This is a genomic window from Caballeronia sp. A2-2 (assembly GCF_057612605.2).
In genome coordinates this window covers 1,595,758-1,612,987 of the sequence record NZ_CM172587.1, presented here as the reverse complement: position 1 = coordinate 1,612,987, position 17,230 = coordinate 1,595,758, and the positions used below count along the sequence as shown (strand labels likewise).

The 17,230-nt window shown below is 63.4% G+C and carries 12 protein-coding genes; 4 read left to right on the top strand and 8 right to left on the bottom strand.

Features of this window, described 5'->3' with window-relative positions; translation table 11 throughout:
* Positions 1-529: 529 nt before the first annotated feature.
* The 4 genes from parC to ACZCWR_RS07675 all read right to left on the bottom strand — a co-directional run bounded on the left by parC (position 530) and on the right by ACZCWR_RS07675 (position 7,706).
* The gene (parC, locus tag ACZCWR_RS07690) at positions 530-2,848 is read right to left on the bottom strand and encodes a DNA topoisomerase IV subunit A (RefSeq protein WP_487303101.1); all 2,319 of its coding nucleotides are present in this window, start codon (positions 2,846-2,848) and stop codon (positions 530-532) included.
* Positions 2,849-2,882: 34 nt separating this feature from the next.
* Positions 2,883-4,862, bottom strand: coding sequence for a DNA topoisomerase IV subunit B (locus ACZCWR_RS07685; RefSeq protein ID WP_487303100.1), 1,980 nt, complete (start codon positions 4,860-4,862; stop codon positions 2,883-2,885).
* Positions 4,863-5,210: 348 nt separating this feature from the next.
* Positions 5,211-7,145, bottom strand: coding sequence for an ATP-binding cassette domain-containing protein (locus tag ACZCWR_RS07680; RefSeq protein ID WP_487303099.1), 1,935 nt, complete (start codon positions 7,143-7,145; stop codon positions 5,211-5,213).
* Between the two features lie 147 nt (positions 7,146-7,292).
* Positions 7,293-7,706 (bottom strand): DUF4399 domain-containing protein, encoded by a 414-nt coding sequence (locus ACZCWR_RS07675; protein ID WP_487303098.1) that lies wholly within the window; start codon positions 7,704-7,706, stop codon positions 7,293-7,295.
* 201 nt (positions 7,707-7,907) lie between these two features.
* Here ACZCWR_RS07675 and ACZCWR_RS07670 point away from each other — a divergent pair, with 201 nt between their 5' ends.
* Positions 7,908-8,090, top strand: a complete 183-nt coding sequence (locus ACZCWR_RS07670; protein ID WP_487303097.1) for a rubredoxin — start codon at positions 7,908-7,910, stop codon at positions 8,088-8,090.
* A gap of 14 nt (positions 8,091-8,104) precedes the next feature.
* Here ACZCWR_RS07670 and ACZCWR_RS07665 read toward each other — a convergent pair whose 3' ends face one another.
* From ACZCWR_RS07665 to ACZCWR_RS07650, 4 genes are read right to left on the bottom strand one after another with little or no spacing between them, the layout of a single operon-like run.
* Entirely contained in the window at positions 8,105-8,836 is a 732-nt protein-coding gene (locus ACZCWR_RS07665; RefSeq protein ID WP_487303096.1) for a class I SAM-dependent methyltransferase, read from the bottom strand.
* Positions 8,833-9,636, bottom strand: coding sequence for a bestrophin-like domain (locus ACZCWR_RS07660; RefSeq protein ID WP_487303095.1), 804 nt, complete (start codon positions 9,634-9,636; stop codon positions 8,833-8,835). The genes ACZCWR_RS07665 and ACZCWR_RS07660 overlap by 4 nt, the downstream gene beginning before the upstream one ends.
* Before the next feature lie 54 nt (positions 9,637-9,690).
* Positions 9,691-10,731 carry a DMT family transporter gene (locus ACZCWR_RS07655; protein ID WP_487303094.1) on the bottom strand — a complete coding sequence of 347 codons (1,041 nt, stop codon included), beginning with the start codon at positions 10,729-10,731 and terminating at the stop codon, positions 9,691-9,693.
* Between the two features lie 6 nt (positions 10,732-10,737).
* Positions 10,738-11,358, bottom strand: coding sequence for a TetR/AcrR family transcriptional regulator (locus ACZCWR_RS07650; RefSeq protein ID WP_487303093.1), 621 nt, complete (start codon positions 11,356-11,358; stop codon positions 10,738-10,740).
* Between the two features lie 239 nt (positions 11,359-11,597).
* Between ACZCWR_RS07650 and ACZCWR_RS07645 the strand changes: the two genes are divergently transcribed.
* From ACZCWR_RS07645 to ACZCWR_RS07635, 3 genes are read left to right on the top strand one after another with little or no spacing between them, the layout of a single operon-like run.
* On the top strand, positions 11,598-12,686 hold the full coding sequence (locus ACZCWR_RS07645; RefSeq protein WP_487303092.1) for an efflux RND transporter periplasmic adaptor subunit: 1,089 nt from the start codon (positions 11,598-11,600) through the stop codon (positions 12,684-12,686).
* The gene (locus ACZCWR_RS07640; RefSeq protein WP_487303091.1) at positions 12,683-15,793 is read left to right on the top strand and encodes an efflux RND transporter permease subunit; all 3,111 of its coding nucleotides are present in this window, start codon (positions 12,683-12,685) and stop codon (positions 15,791-15,793) included. The genes ACZCWR_RS07645 and ACZCWR_RS07640 overlap by 4 nt, the downstream gene beginning before the upstream one ends.
* Positions 15,790-17,217, top strand: coding sequence for an efflux transporter outer membrane subunit (locus ACZCWR_RS07635; RefSeq protein WP_487303090.1), 1,428 nt, complete (start codon positions 15,790-15,792; stop codon positions 17,215-17,217). The genes ACZCWR_RS07640 and ACZCWR_RS07635 overlap by 4 nt, the downstream gene beginning before the upstream one ends.
* Positions 17,218-17,230 lie beyond the last annotated feature (13 nt).

The following is a 17,230-nucleotide window of genomic DNA, read 5'->3' as shown; positions in this document are numbered from 1 at the left end:
TCCCGCAGCCTATAAATGCCCAGCCACCCCACGCGCCATCGCTATATTGCTATTCGGCCCTACGTTCGTTAGTGCTCCGACTAAAAGGCAAACGCCAACATGACACCACGCCCACGCGAGTTGAGCCTTTGAGCTTGCGCCTTTCGCTTAGGCACTAACCAACGTAGGGCCGAATAGCAATCTTGCGGGGAAGCATGAGTTGGCTGGGCGCTGATACGCTGCGGGGTTCCGTTCTCAAGTTCTCGGCGCGCGTAGCGCATGGCCGAAAGAATGAATGCGGTCCACTAAGATCAAAGGATTCGAGCGCGTAATCGCAAGGTTGCCTAAGCGGCTCGTTACGCGTGGAAAGTCCTATTGCGGCCACTGCATCGTTAATCCAGACCAACCCTTTCCAGCCAGCGTGCATGGGGTAAAAAGCTGCTTTCTTTGGTGACTTTCTTTGCAGCAGCAAAGAAAGTTACCCCCCCGCCGGGGAGGCGGCTACTGAATAAAAAGCCCAAAAACCAGCAGCCCCTTGCACAACAAACCCTCACCCCTCAAACACCGGCCTCAACTCCAAAACCTTCAACGAAGAATCCGGCGCTCTCCCCTTCCGCGCCCGCTTGCCGAGATGCAATTCAAACTGCGACCCAGCCAACTTCTCATCCCGAACCTTCCCCCCGCGCCCGGTGCCAATCATCACAACACCCCGGGCATCAACCGCAAGCGCCTGTCGCAAAGTCTCCTTAGCATCAAGCCCCATCAAAATCACCCCACGTCCCCCGCCCGACAGCGTCTTCATCTCCTCCATCCCGAACACGAGCAACCGCCCCGCGCTGGACAGACAAGCAACATACGCAGCCGAAGGAATAACCGGCATCGGCGCAAGCGGAACAGCGCCTTCATCGATGGTCATGAACGCCTTGCCCGCCCTCTGCCGGCTGACCATATCCCCAAGCTTCGCGGTAAACCCAAACCCGTTGCTGGATGCCAGCAACAAAACCTGCTCGGCATTCGCCGCAAAGTAATGCAGCAGATGCGTCCCCGACTCAAGCTCGATGAGCGAGGTAACCGGCACCCCATCCCCGCGCCCGCCAGGCAACGAAGCCACCGGCACCGAATACACGCGCCCCTTGCTTCCCCAGGCAACGAGCGAATCCGGCGTCCGCGCCAAAAACGCCGCATACAAGCCATCACCTTGCTTAAAGGTAAAGCTCGCAGGATCGAGCCCATGCCCCTTCAACGCCCGCACCCAGCCACGCTGCGACACAACCACCGTCACCGGTTCATCCACCACCCGCGCTTCGAACGTCGCACGCTTTTCCTGCTGAATCAGCGTGCGGCGATCATCGCCATATTGCTTGGCATCCGCCTCGATTTCCTTGATGAGCAAGCGCTTCATCGCGGCATCGCTATTGAGCAGTTCTTCGAGCTTCTTCTTTTCCTCGCCAAGATCTTTGAGTTCCTGCTCGATCTTGATCGCCTCGAGCCGCGCCAATTGCCGCAAGCGAATCTCGAGAATATCTTCCGCCTGCCGGTCCGACAGATTGAACCGCGCGATCAACGCCTGCTTCGGCTCCTCCGACTCGCGAATGATGCGAATGACTTCATCGATATTCAGGAAGACGATCATTCGCCCTTCGAGAATATGAATGCGGTCATTCACCTTGTTCAGCCGATGCTGCGTGCGCCGCGTCACCGTCACGAAGCGAAAGCCGATCCACTCATGCAGAATCTCGACGATGCCCTTCTGCCGCGGCCGCCCGTCCGAGCCGATCATGACGAGGTTGATCGTCGCGTTCGATTCGAGACTCGTGTGCGCAAGCAACGTGGTCACGAATTCCGTCTGGTCGATGCGGCTCGACTTCGGCTCGAACACCAGCCGCACGGGCGCATCCTTGCCGGACTCGTCGCGCACGGCATCGAGCAGGCCGAGCAAGGTTTGCTTGGTCTGCACCTGTTCCGGCGTGAGCGTCTTCTTGCCGAGCTTGATCTTCGGATTGGTGAGTTCCTCGATTTCTTCGAGCACCTTCTGGCTCGACACGCCCGGCGGCAATTCGTTGATGACGATCTGCCACTGCCCGCGCGCCATGTCCTCGATCTTGTACCGCGCGCGCACCTTCAGACTGCCGCGCCCGTTCTCGTAGGCCGCCGATATTTCGGCCTGCGATGAAATGATCTGGCCGCCGCCCGGAAAGTCCGGCCCCGGCACCTTCTCCATGAGCCCCGCGTGGCCGATCTTCGGATCGCGAATCATCGCAACCGCCGCCTGCGCCACTTCGCGCAGATTGTGCGAGGGAATTTCCGTCGCCAAACCCACCGCGATGCCCGACGCCCCGTTCAGCAACAGGAACGGCAAACGCGCGGGCAGCAGCTTCGGCTCCTCGAACGAGCCGTCGTAGTTCGGCATGAAATCGACCGTGCCCTGATCGATTTCATCGAGCAGCAAGCGCGCGATGGGCGTCAGCCGCGCTTCGGTGTAACGCATGGCCGCCGCGCCATCGCCGTCGCGCGAACCGAAATTCCCTTGCCCGTCGATGAGCGGATAGCGCATCGAAAAGTCCTGCGCCAGACGCACCAGCGCGTCATACGCGGACTGGTCGCCGTGCGGGTGATACTTGCCGAGCACGTCGCCCACCACGCGCGCGGACTTCACCGGCTTGGCGCCGGACGCGAGGCCCATTTCGCTCATCGCGTAGAGAATGCGGCGCTGCACGGGCTTCTGGCCGTCGCACACATCGGGCAGCGCGCGGCCCTTGACCACGCTCACTGCATAGTCGAGATAGGCGCGTTCGGCGTAATCGCCGAGCGTGAGTTGTTCGCCGTCCGGTGCGGTCTGTTCGGCGAAGAGATCGTCTGTGATTCCCATCGAATATCCGTGTCAATGCGTTCGTGCGGGCAGATCAGATGTCCGCTTCGACTTCGTTGCCCTTTTCTTCGAGCCAGCTTCGGCGCGACGCCGCTTCGCCCTTGCCCATCAGCATGGTCATGCGCGAGACGGTGAGATCGAAGCCCAGATCGCCCAGTCCCACCGGCAAGAGACGCCGCGTGTCGGGATTCATGGTGGTGTCCCACAATTGTTCGGCGCTCATTTCGCCCAAGCCCTTGAAGCGGCTGATGGTCCACGCGGTTTCGCGCACGCCGTCCTTGCGCAGCTTGTCGAGAATGGCTTCGAGTTCGCCTTCGTCGAGCGCGTAGAGCTTCTGTGCGGGCTTCTTGCCACGCGCGGGGGCATCGACGCGAAACAGCGGCGGACGCGCCACGCACACATGGCCGCGTTCGATCAGTTGCGGGAAATGCTTGAAGAACAGCGTGAGCAGCAAGACCTGAATGTGCGCGCCGTCCACGTCCGCATCCGAGAGAATGCAGATCTTGCCGTAGCGCAGATTCGAAAGATCGATCTGCTCGTCCGGGCCGTGCGGATCGACGCCGATCGCCACCGCGATATCGTGCACTTCGTTATTCGCGAAGAGCCGGTCGCGCTCGGTTTCCCACGTGTTCAGCACCTTGCCGCGCAAGGGCAGGATGGCCTGGAATTCCTTGTCGCGGCCCATTTTCGCGGAGCCGCCCGCCGAATCGCCCTCGACCAGAAAGAGTTCGTTGCGCGTGATATCCGTGGATTCGCAATCGGTCAGCTTGCCGGGCAACACAGCCACGCCCGAACTCTTTTTCTTCTCGATCTTCTGACCCGCGCGCGTGCGCGCCTGCGCCTGCCGAATCACGAGTTCCGCGAGCTTCTTGCCGTACTCGACATGCTGGTTGAGCCACAACTCCAGCGCCGGCCGCGAGAACGACGACACGAGCCTGACCGCATCGCGGCTATTGAGACGTTCCTTGATCTGCCCTTGGAATTGCGGGTCGAGCACCTTCGCCGACAGCACGAAGGACACGCGCGCGAACACGTCTTCCGCGAGCAGCTTCACGCCCTTGGGTTGCAGATTGTGGATTTCGACGAAATTCTTGACCGCCTGAAAGAGGCCATCGCGCAGGCCGGATTCATGCGTGCCGCCTGCGGGCGTCGGAATGAGGTTGACGTAGGACTCGCGCAGCAGCGGCCCTTCCTCGCTCCACGCGACCACCCACGCCGCGCCTTCGCCTTCTGCAAACGTTTCCTCGGTATTGCGCGAGCTTTCCGCGTAACGCTCGCCCTCGTACAACGGAATCAGCAGATCGCTGCCGCCCATGCCTTCGAGCAGATAGCCGCGCAGACCGTCTTCGTACTTCCACGTCTGCCGTTCGCCGCTCTTTTCGATGACGAGCACCACTTCCACGCCCGGCAGCAACACGGCCTTCGAGCGCAGCAGACGCTGCAACTCGCCGAGCGGCAGGTTCGCGGAATCGAAGTACTTGGGATTCGGCCACGCACGCACGCGCGTGCCGGTTTTCTTCGCGCCGCGTTCGGCGGCGCGCGTGGTGAGCGTCTCAACCACATCGCCGTTGGCGAAGGCGAGTTGCGCGACCTTGTTGTCGCGCCACACCGTCACTTCGAGCCGCGTGGCGAGCGCGTTCGTCACCGACACGCCCACGCCGTGCAGACCGCCCGAGAACGTGTACGCGCCGCCCGCGGCCTTATCGAACTTGCCGCCCGCGTGCAGACGCGTGAAGACGATCTCGACCACCGGCACGCCTTCCTCGGGATGCATGCCGAACGGAATGCCGCGCCCGTCGTCCTCGACGGACACGGAATTGTCTGTGTGTACGGTCACCGTGATCTGTTTGCCAAAGCCGCCAAGCGCCTCGTCGGAGGCGTTGTCGATGACTTCCTGAATGATGTGCAGCGGGTTCTCGGTGCGCGTGTACATGCCGGGCCGCTGCTTGACCGGCTCCAGTCCCTTGAGCACCTTGATGGATGCCTCGCTGTAGCCGGCTGCCTTGGCATGCATGACAGTGCGCGCGCCTCGTTGAGTGCCAGTGGCCATTGCGCTGGATTTTTTCGTTGACATGATTGAACGTTGATCCGGCCGATGAAGCGCCCAAGCGTGAGCCGCCCGATGACGCCGTGTGTCGTGCCGGCGAATGCCTGATCGAAACTGCGAATACGTCTGGCCCGATCCGTGGCGTGAAGGCCGTGGCCCCGGCCGCCGCGTCGAGCCGCGCTAGGAGAATAGCGGTTTTCGCCCGCCGCGCCCACCTCGGGCGCATAAATCGGCTGGCGATTGTAGCTGCATCGTCCGTGCGATGCGAGGCGGGCAAGCTCACCGAAACGACCTGCCCGTGCGCGCGCGATGCCCTTATTTGCGCTTCGCTTCCAGTTCTTCCCAGCGTTCGAGCGCCACCAGCAATTCGTCTTCGATGGCCGCATGACGCTCGGAAAGACGCGCGCCTTCCTTCGCATCCTTCGCGAAAACGGAGCCGTCCGCCAGTTGCGCGGCAATGCGTTTCTGCTCCTCTTCCAGCGCCGCGATCTGCGCGGGAAGCGCCTCAAGCTCGCGCTGATCCTTGAACGAGAGCTTCGCGGTGCGCTGCGCATTGCGGCCCGAGGCGCTTTCCTTCGGCGCATCGTCCTTCTGCGTTTCCTTCGCGACCTGACGCGCCGCGTCTTCCGCGATCCGCTCCGAACGTTCGCGCTGAATCTGCCAGTCGGAGAAGCCGCCGACATACTCGCGCCACTTGCCGCCGCCTTCCGCCGCGAACACCGAGGTCACCACGTTGTCCAGAAACGCGCGGTCGTGGCTCACCAGCAGCACGGTGCCGTCGTATTCCGCGAGCAGTTCTTCGAGCAGTTCGAGCGTGGGAATGTCGAGATCGTTGGTCGGTTCGTCGAGCACGAGCACGTTCGCGGGGCGCGCGAACAAACGCGCCAGCAACAGGCGGTTACGCTCGCCGCCCGAGAGCGAACGCACCGGCGAACGCGCACGTTCCGGCGCGAACAGAAAGTCGCCGAGATAGCTCATGACGTGCTTCTTCACGCCGTTGACTTCGACCCATTCGCTGCCGGGGCTGATGGTGTCCGCGAGCGATTTGTCGAGATCGAGTTGCGCGCGCATCTGATCGAAATACGCGGCCTGAATGTTGGTGCCGGTGCGCACGCGGCCATCGTCCGGCTGCAATTCGCCGAGAATCAGCTTGAGCAGCGTGGTCTTGCCCGCCCCGTTCGGCCCGACGAAGCCGATCTTGTCGCCACGCATGACGGTCGCCGTGAAGTTATCGACGATGGTACGTTCACCGTAAATCTTGGTCACGTCCGTGAGTTCGGAGACGATCTTGCCGGACTTCTCGCCCTGACCGACATCGAGCTTCACATTGCCTTGCACGTTGCGGCGTTCGGCGCGCTCGTTGCGCATTTCCACCAGCCGCGCGATACGTCCGACGCTGCGCGTGCGCCGCGCCTCGACGCCCTTGCGAATCCACACTTCCTCTTGCGCGAGCAGCTTGTCGAACTTGGCCTGCTCCACTTGTTCGACTTCGAGTTGCTGCGCCTTGCGTGTCTGATACGCGCTGAAATTGCCCGGATACGACAGCAGCCGCCCGCGATCGAGTTCGACGATGCGCGAGGCCACGCGATCCAGAAACGCGCGATCGTGCGTGATGAACAGCAGCCCCGAGCGCAGCGTGACGAGCAAATCTTCGAGCCAGCGGATGCCGTCGAAATCCAGATGGTTGGTCGGCTCGTCCAGCAACAGAATGTCCGGCTGCACGACCAGCGCGCGCGCCAGCGCCACGCGCTTTTTCATGCCGCCGGAGAGCGCGCCGGTGCGCGCGTCGCCATCGAGGCCGATCTGCGCGAGCGTGGTCGCCACGCGCGTGCGCCAGTTCCAGGCATCGTGCAGATCGAGCGAGGTTTGCAGCGCGTTCATGCGCGACATCAACGAATCGTGTTCGGGGCCTTCGGGCGCGTCGGCGAGCGCGTGCGCGACGGCATCGTATTCGTCGAGCAAGGCGCGGGCATCGGTCAGGCCGGAGGCGACGACATCGAACACCGTGGCATCCAGATCGAATTCCGGCTCCTGTGGCACATAGACCGTGGTGAGTTCGTTCTGACGCGTGATGAGGCCATCGTCCGGCGCGGCGAGTCCCGCGACGATCTTGAGCAGCGACGACTTGCCCGCGCCGTTGCGGCCGATCAGACCGACACGTTCGCCCGCTTCGAGCGAGAAGTCGGCGTGATCGAGCAATGCGACATGGCCGAACGCGAGTTGCGCGTCCGAAATGGAATAGAGCGACATGGGAATTCAGGAATGGCGAACCGTGGCACCGGCATGGCCGTGGCACATAGGGAAGCGGTCATTGTACCGGTCAAGGGGCGCGCGGCGTCCATCGTTCGGACGGCATAAGCCAAAAGCACGCCGCCGCGCCGCCATTTCCTCGAAGCGTTACTGCACATGCACCTTGATGGTCGAACTCATTTCCGGCCCGAACGAGCGATGCGCGCCGTCGCCGAACTGCATGGTCAGCGTGTGATCGCCGGGCGGAAGTTTGACATCGGCTTCCGTCTGGCCTTTCCCGTAGTGCAGCGACGTGTCGTTGGCCGGAATGACCGTGCCCTTGGGCAGCGGCCCGGAATCGATCAGCAAGTGATGATGCCCCGTGCCTTCGGTCATCGTCCCGGCGGGCGCGACGGTCATGCCATCGACGCCGAACTTCACGTGCACCGGACTGGTGACGGTCGCGCCGTCCTTCGGTTCGACGAAATACACGCGCGCCGACTGGGCGTGCGCCTGACCCACGAAGGTCGAGAGCGCGAGTGCGGCGGGAATCAGTGCGCTCAACAGCGGTTTCTTCAGCATCGTCTTCTCCTTGTGTGAATCTGGTTTTTGGCTGAGCTGCTCGCGAGCAAGCATACACCGCGCTTTCGTGGGCGCGCAGCGGTTCGGTTCGCGTGCATCGGCGAAAATTAGCCGTTTTCCGGTAATATGCGGGCCGCCGTGCGCTGCAAGAACGCGCGCGGGGTGCGTCAATTCCTGTTCATTCAAATGCAAGAGCGTGTCGTGAGCGAAGTCATCGAATATAAAAGCTGGGTGTGTCTGATTTGCGGCTGGATCTACAACGAGGAGAACGGTTTGCCGGACGAAGGCATTCCACCGGGCACCTTGTTCGCGGATATTCCGGCGAACTGGCGCTGCCCGGAATGCGATGTCGGCAAGGAAGATTTCGTGGTGGTCGAGTTCTGAGCATCGGCGCGGTTTCAACGCGCTACCGCGATCAGTTCGCGGCTTGCTTCGTTCACTGGTGAGCCGTTCCAGTCGCCGTGCCAGTCGATTTCGGCGAAACCTGCGCGGGTCAAGAGCGCGTGTAGCTCTTCCTGCGTCCAGAAGCGTAATTCGCTCGATGCGCGCAGCGTTTCTTCTTTTTCTCCGCCGAAGCGATAGAACGTGGTGAAGGCTACGCGCCCGTCCTTCAACGGATCGGGCGATGCATGCCTTTCCTGCCACACCTCGACCTGTCCGTTTACCGTGCGCCGCGAATGTTCGGGAGTCCACGTTTCCCAAGCGCGCGCCGCCGGATGACGGCTTTCGAACGCAATGCGCCCGCCCGGCCTCAGCGCGCGTCGCGCGGCCTTCAGCACCGCCAAGAATTCATCGTCACCGAGAAAGATCTGGACGACGTGGCCCGTCATCACGATGAGATCGCAGCGATTCACGAACGCGAGCGCACCGGCATCGCCTTCGATCCACGTCACGCGGTCGCCGTTCGGACGATGGCGCGCGACAGCCAGCATCGCCCGCGAAGGATCGATGCCCGTCACGCGATACCCGCGCGCCGCCAATTCACAAGCAAGCAATCCCGTGCCGCAGCCCAGATCGACGACATGCGACGCCGATTCCGCCAGCGCGACGTAAAACGCGGTATCCGGGCCTTCGGGATTGAGCGCATCGTAGAGCGCGGCGAGGCGCGCATCCGTATAAAGTTCGTTCACTTGCGGTCCATGTAGGCGAGCGCGTCGCGCATCGGTTCGCTGCGGACCATGATCGGTCCGGTGAAAGGCGTATCGAGATCGAGAATGACGAGCACCGCAGACGCAATCGACAGCGCGCCCAACATGATCGTCACGAGCGACAGCGCATTGCGCGGCGCGATCAGCCCGAAGCACAAAAAAATAATCAGCAGCCAGCCGACGAGAATGCGGTCGAACGGATAGGAGATCGACCCTTTCGCTTCCTCGATCAGCTTCCAGCGCAGCGCGATCAGGCGATCGAAACGGCTGGCGGCATCGTCGGCGAGCTTGCGGTGGTAGTCGTCTTTCGGTTGCAGCAGGCGAACGTCGTGCTGGCCGCGGTTGAGGAAATCGCCGAGCACGCGGCTCGCCATGTTGTCGCTGCGCGGCGTGGAGGGATCGACATCGGGATACGTGCCGGAAGGCGGCGGCTCGCCCGGCCATGTGCTTGCAATCGCCGCCGCCGTGTAGGCGCGCAGCAGATCGCGCGCGTGATCCACATCCGCGCCGTAATCCCGCAGCGCGTGATCCAGTTCGATAAGCGAGGTCGCGTAGCTGCGCACATCGTTATTGGTCGTGTCGAACACCGTTTTCGCCGATGCCGTCAGCAAGCCCAGCACCAGCGCCGCGAACGTCACCAGCATGCCGACGAGCAACTGGATGAGTTGCACGGTCTCCTGCTCCCGATGCTCCTCGGGCAAGAGCGGCCGTACGATCGCCCCCAGCCCGGTGGCGACGAGCAGCAGAACGAACACGAGCACGGCGGACTGGACTTCGGTCATGGGAGGCGCGGCAGGGATGCGTCGTCGCATTATGGGCGGGAACGGGTGCCTCGTTCAATGCCCATGCCGGTGATGCACATCCGGAAAATGCGCATGCGTGTGTGTGATCGGCAGATGCACGTGCGCATGGGTATGCGGCTCATCGCCCTCATACGGAAAGTCGTGCTCATGCCGATGATGCTCGTCATGCCGATGCCGGTGCGCATGCTCCATATGCTCATGCGTATGTTCGTGTTCGTGCCGCTCGCGCACATGCAGCCAGACGCCGAGCGCCATCAGCGCCAGCGCCGCCCAGAAAACCGCGCCCGGCCACGCAGGCCAGATGACCAGGGACAGCGCCACGCCAAACAACGGCGCGACCGAAAAATACGCACCCGTCCGCGCCGTGCCGAGATGCCGCAACGCGATGACGAACAGCACGAGACTCACGCCATAACCCGCGAGACCGGTCAACATGGCAGCGCCCACCGTCGCCGCACCGGGAAGCGATGCACCGGAAGCCAACGCAATCGCCAGATTCACCGGCCCCGCGCACAGTCCCTTCACGCACGCGATCAGCATGGCATCGTGCGAGGACACCTTGCGCGTGAGATTGTTGTCGATGGCCCAGCACAGACACGCCAGCGCGATCAGCATCGCGCCCGGCGACACGCCTGCGCCACCGCCCTGCCACGACAGTAGCACGCCGCCCGCGACGATGGCGGCCATGCCGAGCATCACGTGTGCATCGACATTCTCGCGGAACACGACCCACGCGATCACCGCCGTCAGCACGCCTTCGAGATTGAGCAGCAGCGCGCTCGTCGCGGCAGGCGTGCTGGATAAACCGAGCATCAACAACGCCGGACCCGCGACGCCACCCGCCGCGATGGTGCCGATCAGCCATGGCCACTCCGTCCGCCCAATGCGCTCGATAGCGCCCCTGCCACGCACGAGAATGCCAACGCCCAAGCCGATCCCGCTGCCGAGATAAAACAACCCGGCGGTCATGAACGGCGACATCGTGCCGAGCAACGCCTTGGCCAACGGCGTGGCCGCGCCGAACAACGCAGCAGCAGCGAGCGCGGTCAGAATGGCGGCAGACCGGGCGCGCATGTCGATTTACGCCGTCCCGCCAAACACCACACGGCGAAAAAACTGCCCTAGCACATCCTCGGCGAACTGCGCGGGCACGGATTGCGGATCGGACGAATAGAAGAACTGAACGCCATCGCACAGGGCGATCAAACCGAGCGCCATCTGGTCCGCAGGCATGGTGAGCGGCGTGCCCACGCGCGCCGAAAACGCGCTGATATAGGCGCTCGTGTGTTCGCGCAACTCGCGCATGAGGGCGTTGAATTTCTCGCGGAACGGGGCATCGCGGCTGGCGTGGAGCTTGGCTTCCACCCACAGCAGAAAGCACGCGTTGTCCTGATAGCACTCGCTGTAGTACTGGAGCACGCGCGCTTCCATGTCCGCGCGCGATGCTTCGCCGTCCTCGAAAATGGACGACATGCGCTCCATGATAGTTTCGTGATCGCGCTTGAGCACGGCAAGCAGCAGTTCGGACTTGCTCGCGAAATTCGAATAGAACGCGCCGCGCGTGTAGCCCGCGTCGGCGGCGACGTCTTCCACGCTCGCGGCGCCGAATCCCTTTCTGATGAACACCGACTGCGCGGCATCGAGCAGGCGCGCGCGCGTCTGGTCACGGCTCTGCTCGCGGGTAAGGCGGGTTGGTTTCATGGGCGAAGTTTAGCACCGGACGACTTACAAATCCGTCTTTGCATTCGGATACATCCCTGCATTAGAATTCATCGCGTATCCCGAATCGATGCTCGGAAACCCCCGTTCCACGGCGCTTTCCGGCGTGCATGGCATTTTTTGGCGGCGCGGCCCGTATCTTGAAAAGCGCGTTTCCTTCTGCTTCGCCGCGTGGCTTTCGTCGTGTCGCGGCCCTTGCCCTTGAGCGTATCGAGGTATCTGTGAAGCCCTTTCTCCTGCTGATCGCCGTGTGTACGCTCGCCGCGTGCGAGCGGCACGAAGCGGCCGCGCCCGCGCCGCGTCCGGTCGTCGCCGTTGCCGCACAGGCCGATGCGCACGCGGCCACATCGTCGCTGCCGGGTCAGGTTCAGCCGCGCTATTCCACGCCGCTGTCGTTTCGCATCAACGGGAAGATTCTGGAGCGGCGCGTGCGGCTGGGCGACACCGTGAAAGCCGGTCAGACGGTCGCCCGCCTCGATCCCGCCGATGCCGAGAAGAACAGCGCCAGCGCGCGCGCTCAACTCGATGCCGCCGACCATCAGCTTGTCTATGCCAAGCAGCAACTCGACCGCGATCGCGCGCAGGCGGCGGAACAACTGATCGCGCCCGCGCAACTCGAACAGACGCAGAACGCCTACGCCAGCGCGCTCGCGCAGCGCAATCAGGCGCAGCAGCAAGCGGGGCTCGCGGCGGATCAATTGCATTACGCCACGCTCACCGCCGATCGCGCGGGCGTCATCACCGCCGAACAGGCCGATACGGGGCAGAACGTCACCTCGGGCCAAGCCGTGTTCACGCTCGCATGGAGCGGCGACATCGACGTGATCTGCGACGTGCCCGAAGCCTCGCTCGCGGCGTTCGCAGTCGGCCAGCACGCGCGCGTGAGTTTGCCCGCGCTGCCGAACCGCACGTTCGATGCACGTGTGCGCGAACTCTCCCCCGCCGCCGACACGCAAAGCCGCACGTGGCGCGCGAAGCTCACGCTCGATTCGCCCTCGCCCGATGTGCGTCTGGGCATGACGGCGGATGTCGCGTTCGCACCGGCGCAAGCAGCGGGAAAGGCGTTCACGATTCCATCGACCGCGCTGTTCCACGACAAGGGCCAGCCTGCCGTGTGGATCGTCAAAAAATCCGGCGATGCCCTCGAACTGCGCCGCGTCACCGTGGCGCGTTATGGCGAGCGCACGGTCACGCTGTCGGCCGGTGTCGAGCCGGGCGAGCGCGTGGTCTGGCAAGGCGTGCATACCGTTTCCGCCGATGAAAAAGTACGCGTGGTCGCGCCGCTGCATCCCGAGGACTTTGCTTCATGAGCACGGGCCCTCACGAAAACGCACACAAGCACGAAGAAGGCCGCTTCAATCTCTCCGCGTGGGCGTTGCGGCATCGCGCGCTGGTCGTGTTTCTCATCGCGATGGCGACGATCTTCGGCATCCTCGCGTACACCAAACTCGCGCAGTCCGAAGACCCGCCTTTCACCTTCCGCGTGATGGTCATCCGCACCTTCTGGCCGGGTGCGACGGCGCGGCAGGTGCAGGAGGAAGTGACGGACCGCATCGCGCGAAAATTGCAGGAAACGCCCGCGACGGATTTCATGCGCAGCTATTCGCGCCCCGGCGAATCGCTGCTGTTCTTCCAGATGAAGGATTCCGCGCCCGCGAAGGAAGTCGCCGAGGAGTGGTATCAGATCCGCAAGAAAGTGGGCGATATCGCCGCGACCTTGCCGCCCGGCGTGCAAGGCCCGTTCTTCAACGACGAATTCGGCGATGTCTATTCCACCATCTACGCGCTCGAAGGCGACGGCTTCTCGCCCGCGCAGCTTCACGATTACGCCGATGCCCTTCGCACCGTCCTTCTGCGCGTACCCGGCGTGGCGAAGGTCGATTACTTCGGCGATCAGGAAGAACGCGTGTATGTGGAGATCGCGAACACGCAACTCACGCGGCTGAACCTCTCGCCGCAGCAGATCGCGCAGGCCATCGACGGACAGAACGCAGTCTCGCCCGCAGGCGTGATGACCACGCCGCATGACCGCGTGTTCGTGCGTCCGAGCGGCCAGTTCAAAAGCATGGACGCGCTTGCGGATACGCTCATCAACGTGAACGGGCGGTCGTTCAGGCTGGGCGATATCGCAACCATCACGCGCGGTTATGTCGATCCACCCGCCACGCAAATGCGTTTTTCGGGCACGCCCGTGCTCGGCATCGGCGTGACGATGCAGCCCGGCGAAGATGTCGTGCGTCTGGGCAAATCGCTCGATGCGCAGATGACCCAACTACGCGCGCAATTGCCCGCAGGTCTGAAGCTCACCGAAGTGTCCAGCATGCCGCACGCCGTCTCGCGCTCCGTCGATGACTTCCTCGAAGCCGTCGCCGAAGCGGTTTTCATCGTGCTGATCGTGAGTCTGGTGTCGCTGGGCGTGCGTACGGGCATGGTCGTCGTGATCTCGATTCCGGTCGTGCTCGCGGTCACCGCGTTGTTCATGTACCTGTTCGATATCGGCTTGCATAAAGTCTCGCTCGGCACGCTGATTCTCGCGCTCGGACTGCTGGTGGACGATGCGATCATCGCCGTCGAAATGATGGCCGTGAAGCTCGAACAAGGCTGGAACCGCACGCGCGCCGCCGCATTCGCCTACACCAGCACCGCGTTTCCCATGCTCACCGGCACGCTCGTCACGGTTGCGGGTTTTCTGCCGATCGCGCTCGCCAAGTCGAGCACCGGCGAATACACGCGCTCGATCTTCGAAGTGTCGGCGATTGCGTTGATCGCGTCGTGGCTCGCGGCGGTCGTGCTCATTCCGCTGCTCGGCTACAAGCTCCTGCCGGAGCGGAAGAAGGAAGCGCATCTGCCGGATCATCACGAGCACGATATCTACGACACGAAGTTCTATGGCCGTTTGCGCGGCTGGGTCGGCTGGTGCATCGAGCGGCGCTTTATCGTGCTGGGGATTACCGTCGTGCTGTTCGTCATCGCGATGGCGGGTTTCACGCTCGTGCCGCAGCAGTTCTTCCCGAGTTCGGACCGGCCCGAATTGCTGATCGACGTGCGCTTGCAGGAAGGCGCTTCGTTCGATGCAACCCTGCGCGAAGCCAGACGCCTCGAAACCGCGCTCAAGGGCCGCGATGAAATCGACCACGTGGTGAGCTTCGTCGGCACCGGCGCACCGCGTTTTTATCTGCCGCTCGATCAGCAATTGCCGACGCCGAATTTCGCGCAGTTCGTCGTCACCGCGAAATCCATCAAGGCGCGCGAGCAGTTGTCGCAATGGCTCGATCCGATGCTGCGCGAACGCTTTCCCGCCGTGCGCACGCGTCTGTCGCGGCTGGAGAATGGCCCGCCGGTCGGCTATCCCGTGCAGTTTCGCGTGAGCGGCGACGATATCGGCACGGTGCGGAAGATCGCGGAGCAAGTCGCCGCCGACATGCGCGCCGATACGCGCACGACCAACGTGCAGTACGACTGGGACGAACCTTCCGAACGCTCCGTGCGCTTCGAACTCGATCAACAGAAGGCGCGCGATGCGGGCATCACCTCGCAGGACGTATCGAGTTTTTTGGCGATGACGTTAAGCGGCTACACCGTCACGCAGTATCGCGAACGCGACAAACTGATTGGCGTGGATTTACGTGCGCCGCGTGCGGAACGGGTCGATCCTTCACGTCTCGCCGCGCTCGCGATGCCCACGCCGCATGGTCCCGTGCCGCTCGGCGCGCTCGGGCGCGTGGTCGATACGCTCGAATACGGCGTGATCTGGGAACGCGACCGGCAACCGACGATTACTGTGCAGTCCGATGTGAAGGGCAACGCGCAGGGCATCGACGTGACGAACGCCATCGATAAGAAGCTCGATGCGATTCGGAGCGCGCTGCCGGTGGGGTATCGCATCGAAGTGGGCGGGCCGGTGGAGGAAAACGCCAAGGGTCAGTCGTCGATCAACGCGCAATTGCCGATCATGGTGATCGTCGTGCTCACGCTCCTGATGATTCAGCTTCAGAGCTTCTCACGCGTGATGCTGGTCGTGCTCACCGCGCCGCTCGGGCTGATCGGCGTGGTCGCGGCGCTGCTGCTGTTCGGCAAGCCGTTCGGCTTCGTCGCCATGCTCGGCGTGATCGCGATGTTCGGCATCATCATGCGTAATTCGGTCATTTTGGTGGATCAGATCGAGCAGGACATTGCTTCGGGTCATGCGCGGTTCGAGGCGATCGTCGGCGCGACGGTGCGGCGTTTTCGGCCCATCACGCTGACTGCCGCCGCTGCGGTGCTCGCGCTCATTCCGCTTCTGCGCAGCAACTTTTTCGGCCCGATGGCGACCGCGCTGATGGGCGGCATCACGAGCGCGACCGTGCTCACGCTGTTCTTTTTGCCGGCGTTGTACGCGGCTTCGTTTCGCGTGAAGCGTGAAGGAGCATCGTCATGAAGACTTCGCTCGCTTTGATGTCGGCATGCGCGATGCTCGCCGCCTGCGCCTTCGGCCCCGATGGCAAGCCGCCCGCGATGCCGCAGCCCGCCCACTACGGCGCGCTGCCGCAGACGCAATCGAGCGTGACGGCGGAAGGCGTGGCGCAGCGTTTCGTCGTGGATGCGAAGCCGGTGCCGCAATGGTGGACGCTCTATCGGTCGGACGCGTTGAATGCGCTCGTCGATGAAGGTCTGCACGCCAGTCCGAGTCTTGCCGCCGCCGATAAAAGCCTGCTTGCCGCGCGAGAGCAATTACGCGCGCAGGTCGGTTCGTCGCTCTTGCCGACCATCGATGCGGGCGCGCAAACCTCGCGGCAACGCGGACTCGGTGTGCCGGAGTTCGGGCCGCCGACCGCGCTTTATAACCTCTTCGTCGGACAGATTCAGGCGCAGTACACCTTCGATATTTTCGGGGCGGCGCGCTTCGCGAATGCATCGCTGGCGGCGCAGGTGGATCAGCAATCTTTCCAACTCGATGCCGCGCGCCGGGCGTTGGCCGCGAACATCGTGACGGGTGCGATCGGTGCGGCGGCGCTGCATGCGCAGATCGACGTGACGCAACGTTTGATTGCCCTCGCCAACGACGATGCGCGCGACGCGGAACGTCGTTATGCGCTGGGTTCGGGCACGCGCGCGGAGGCATCGAGTGCGCGGCAAAACGCGGCATCCCTGGCGGCGCAGTTGCCGGGCTTGCGCGTGCAATGGCTCGCCACGCGTCACGCGCTTGCCGTGCTGCTCGGACGCACGCCGGAGCACGCGCCGGACGATCTCGAACTCGCGAGTCTCACGTTGCCGTCCGATGTGCCGGTGGTCATGCCGTCCGAACTTTTGCAGACGCGCCCCGACATTCAGGCCGCCGATGCCGCGCTCAAAGCCGCCGCCGCGCAGGTCGGTGTGGCAACGGCGCAGTTGTTCCCGAGCTTGTCGATTTCGGCATCGATGGGCAAAGGCGGGTTTGACTGGCCGACGGCGTTGTCGGGTGCGGGGGCGTTGTGGAGCGTGGGGGCATCGCTGTCGCAGCCGATTTTTCATGGTGGCGCGCTGCTCGCGCAACGGCGCGCGGCGCAGGCGGCTTACGATGCGTCCGTCGCGCAGTACAAGCAAACGGTGCTGGCGGCGTTTCAGAACGTCGCGAATACGCTTGCGGCGCTGGAAGCGGACAGCGAAACGCTCGCTTTCGCCGATGCCGCGAGCCACGCGGCGCAGGATGCGTCCGACGATGCGACCGGACGCGTGCGGCTCGGGGCAATTGCGCCGCGGGTGGCGCGCGGTGCGCAGCAGCAGTTCTTCAACGCGCGGCTGGCGGCGATTCGCGCGAGCAGTGCGCGGATGAGCGATACGGCGGTGTTGTTTCAGGCGATGGGGTCGCCGTTGATTCAGTAACGCCCTCGGATCA

What these genes read in the sequence shown, in the direction of transcription:
- parC (WP_487303101.1), bottom strand. Translation starts at nt 2,848, where the DNA reads ATGGGAATCACAGACGATCTCTTCGCCGAACAGACCGCACCGGACGGC.
- ACZCWR_RS07680 (WP_487303099.1), bottom strand. Translation starts at nt 7,145, where the DNA reads ATGTCGCTCTATTCCATTTCGGACGCGCAACTCGCGTTCGGCCATGTC.
- ACZCWR_RS07685 (WP_487303100.1), bottom strand. Translation starts at nt 4,862, where the DNA reads ATGCATGCCAAGGCAGCCGGCTACAGCGAGGCATCCATCAAGGTGCTC.
- ACZCWR_RS07675 (WP_487303098.1), bottom strand. Translation starts at nt 7,706, where the DNA reads ATGCTGAAGAAACCGCTGTTGAGCGCACTGATTCCCGCCGCACTCGCG.
- ACZCWR_RS07635 (WP_487303090.1), top strand. Translation starts at nt 15,790, where the DNA reads ATGAAGACTTCGCTCGCTTTGATGTCGGCATGCGCGATGCTCGCCGCC.
- ACZCWR_RS07640 (WP_487303091.1), top strand. Translation starts at nt 12,683, where the DNA reads ATGAGCACGGGCCCTCACGAAAACGCACACAAGCACGAAGAAGGCCGC.
- ACZCWR_RS07660 (WP_487303095.1), bottom strand. Translation starts at nt 9,636, where the DNA reads ATGACCGAAGTCCAGTCCGCCGTGCTCGTGTTCGTTCTGCTGCTCGTC.
- ACZCWR_RS07650 (WP_487303093.1), bottom strand. Translation starts at nt 11,358, where the DNA reads ATGAAACCAACCCGCCTTACCCGCGAGCAGAGCCGTGACCAGACGCGC.
- ACZCWR_RS07655 (WP_487303094.1), bottom strand. Translation starts at nt 10,731, where the DNA reads ATGCGCGCCCGGTCTGCCGCCATTCTGACCGCGCTCGCTGCTGCTGCG.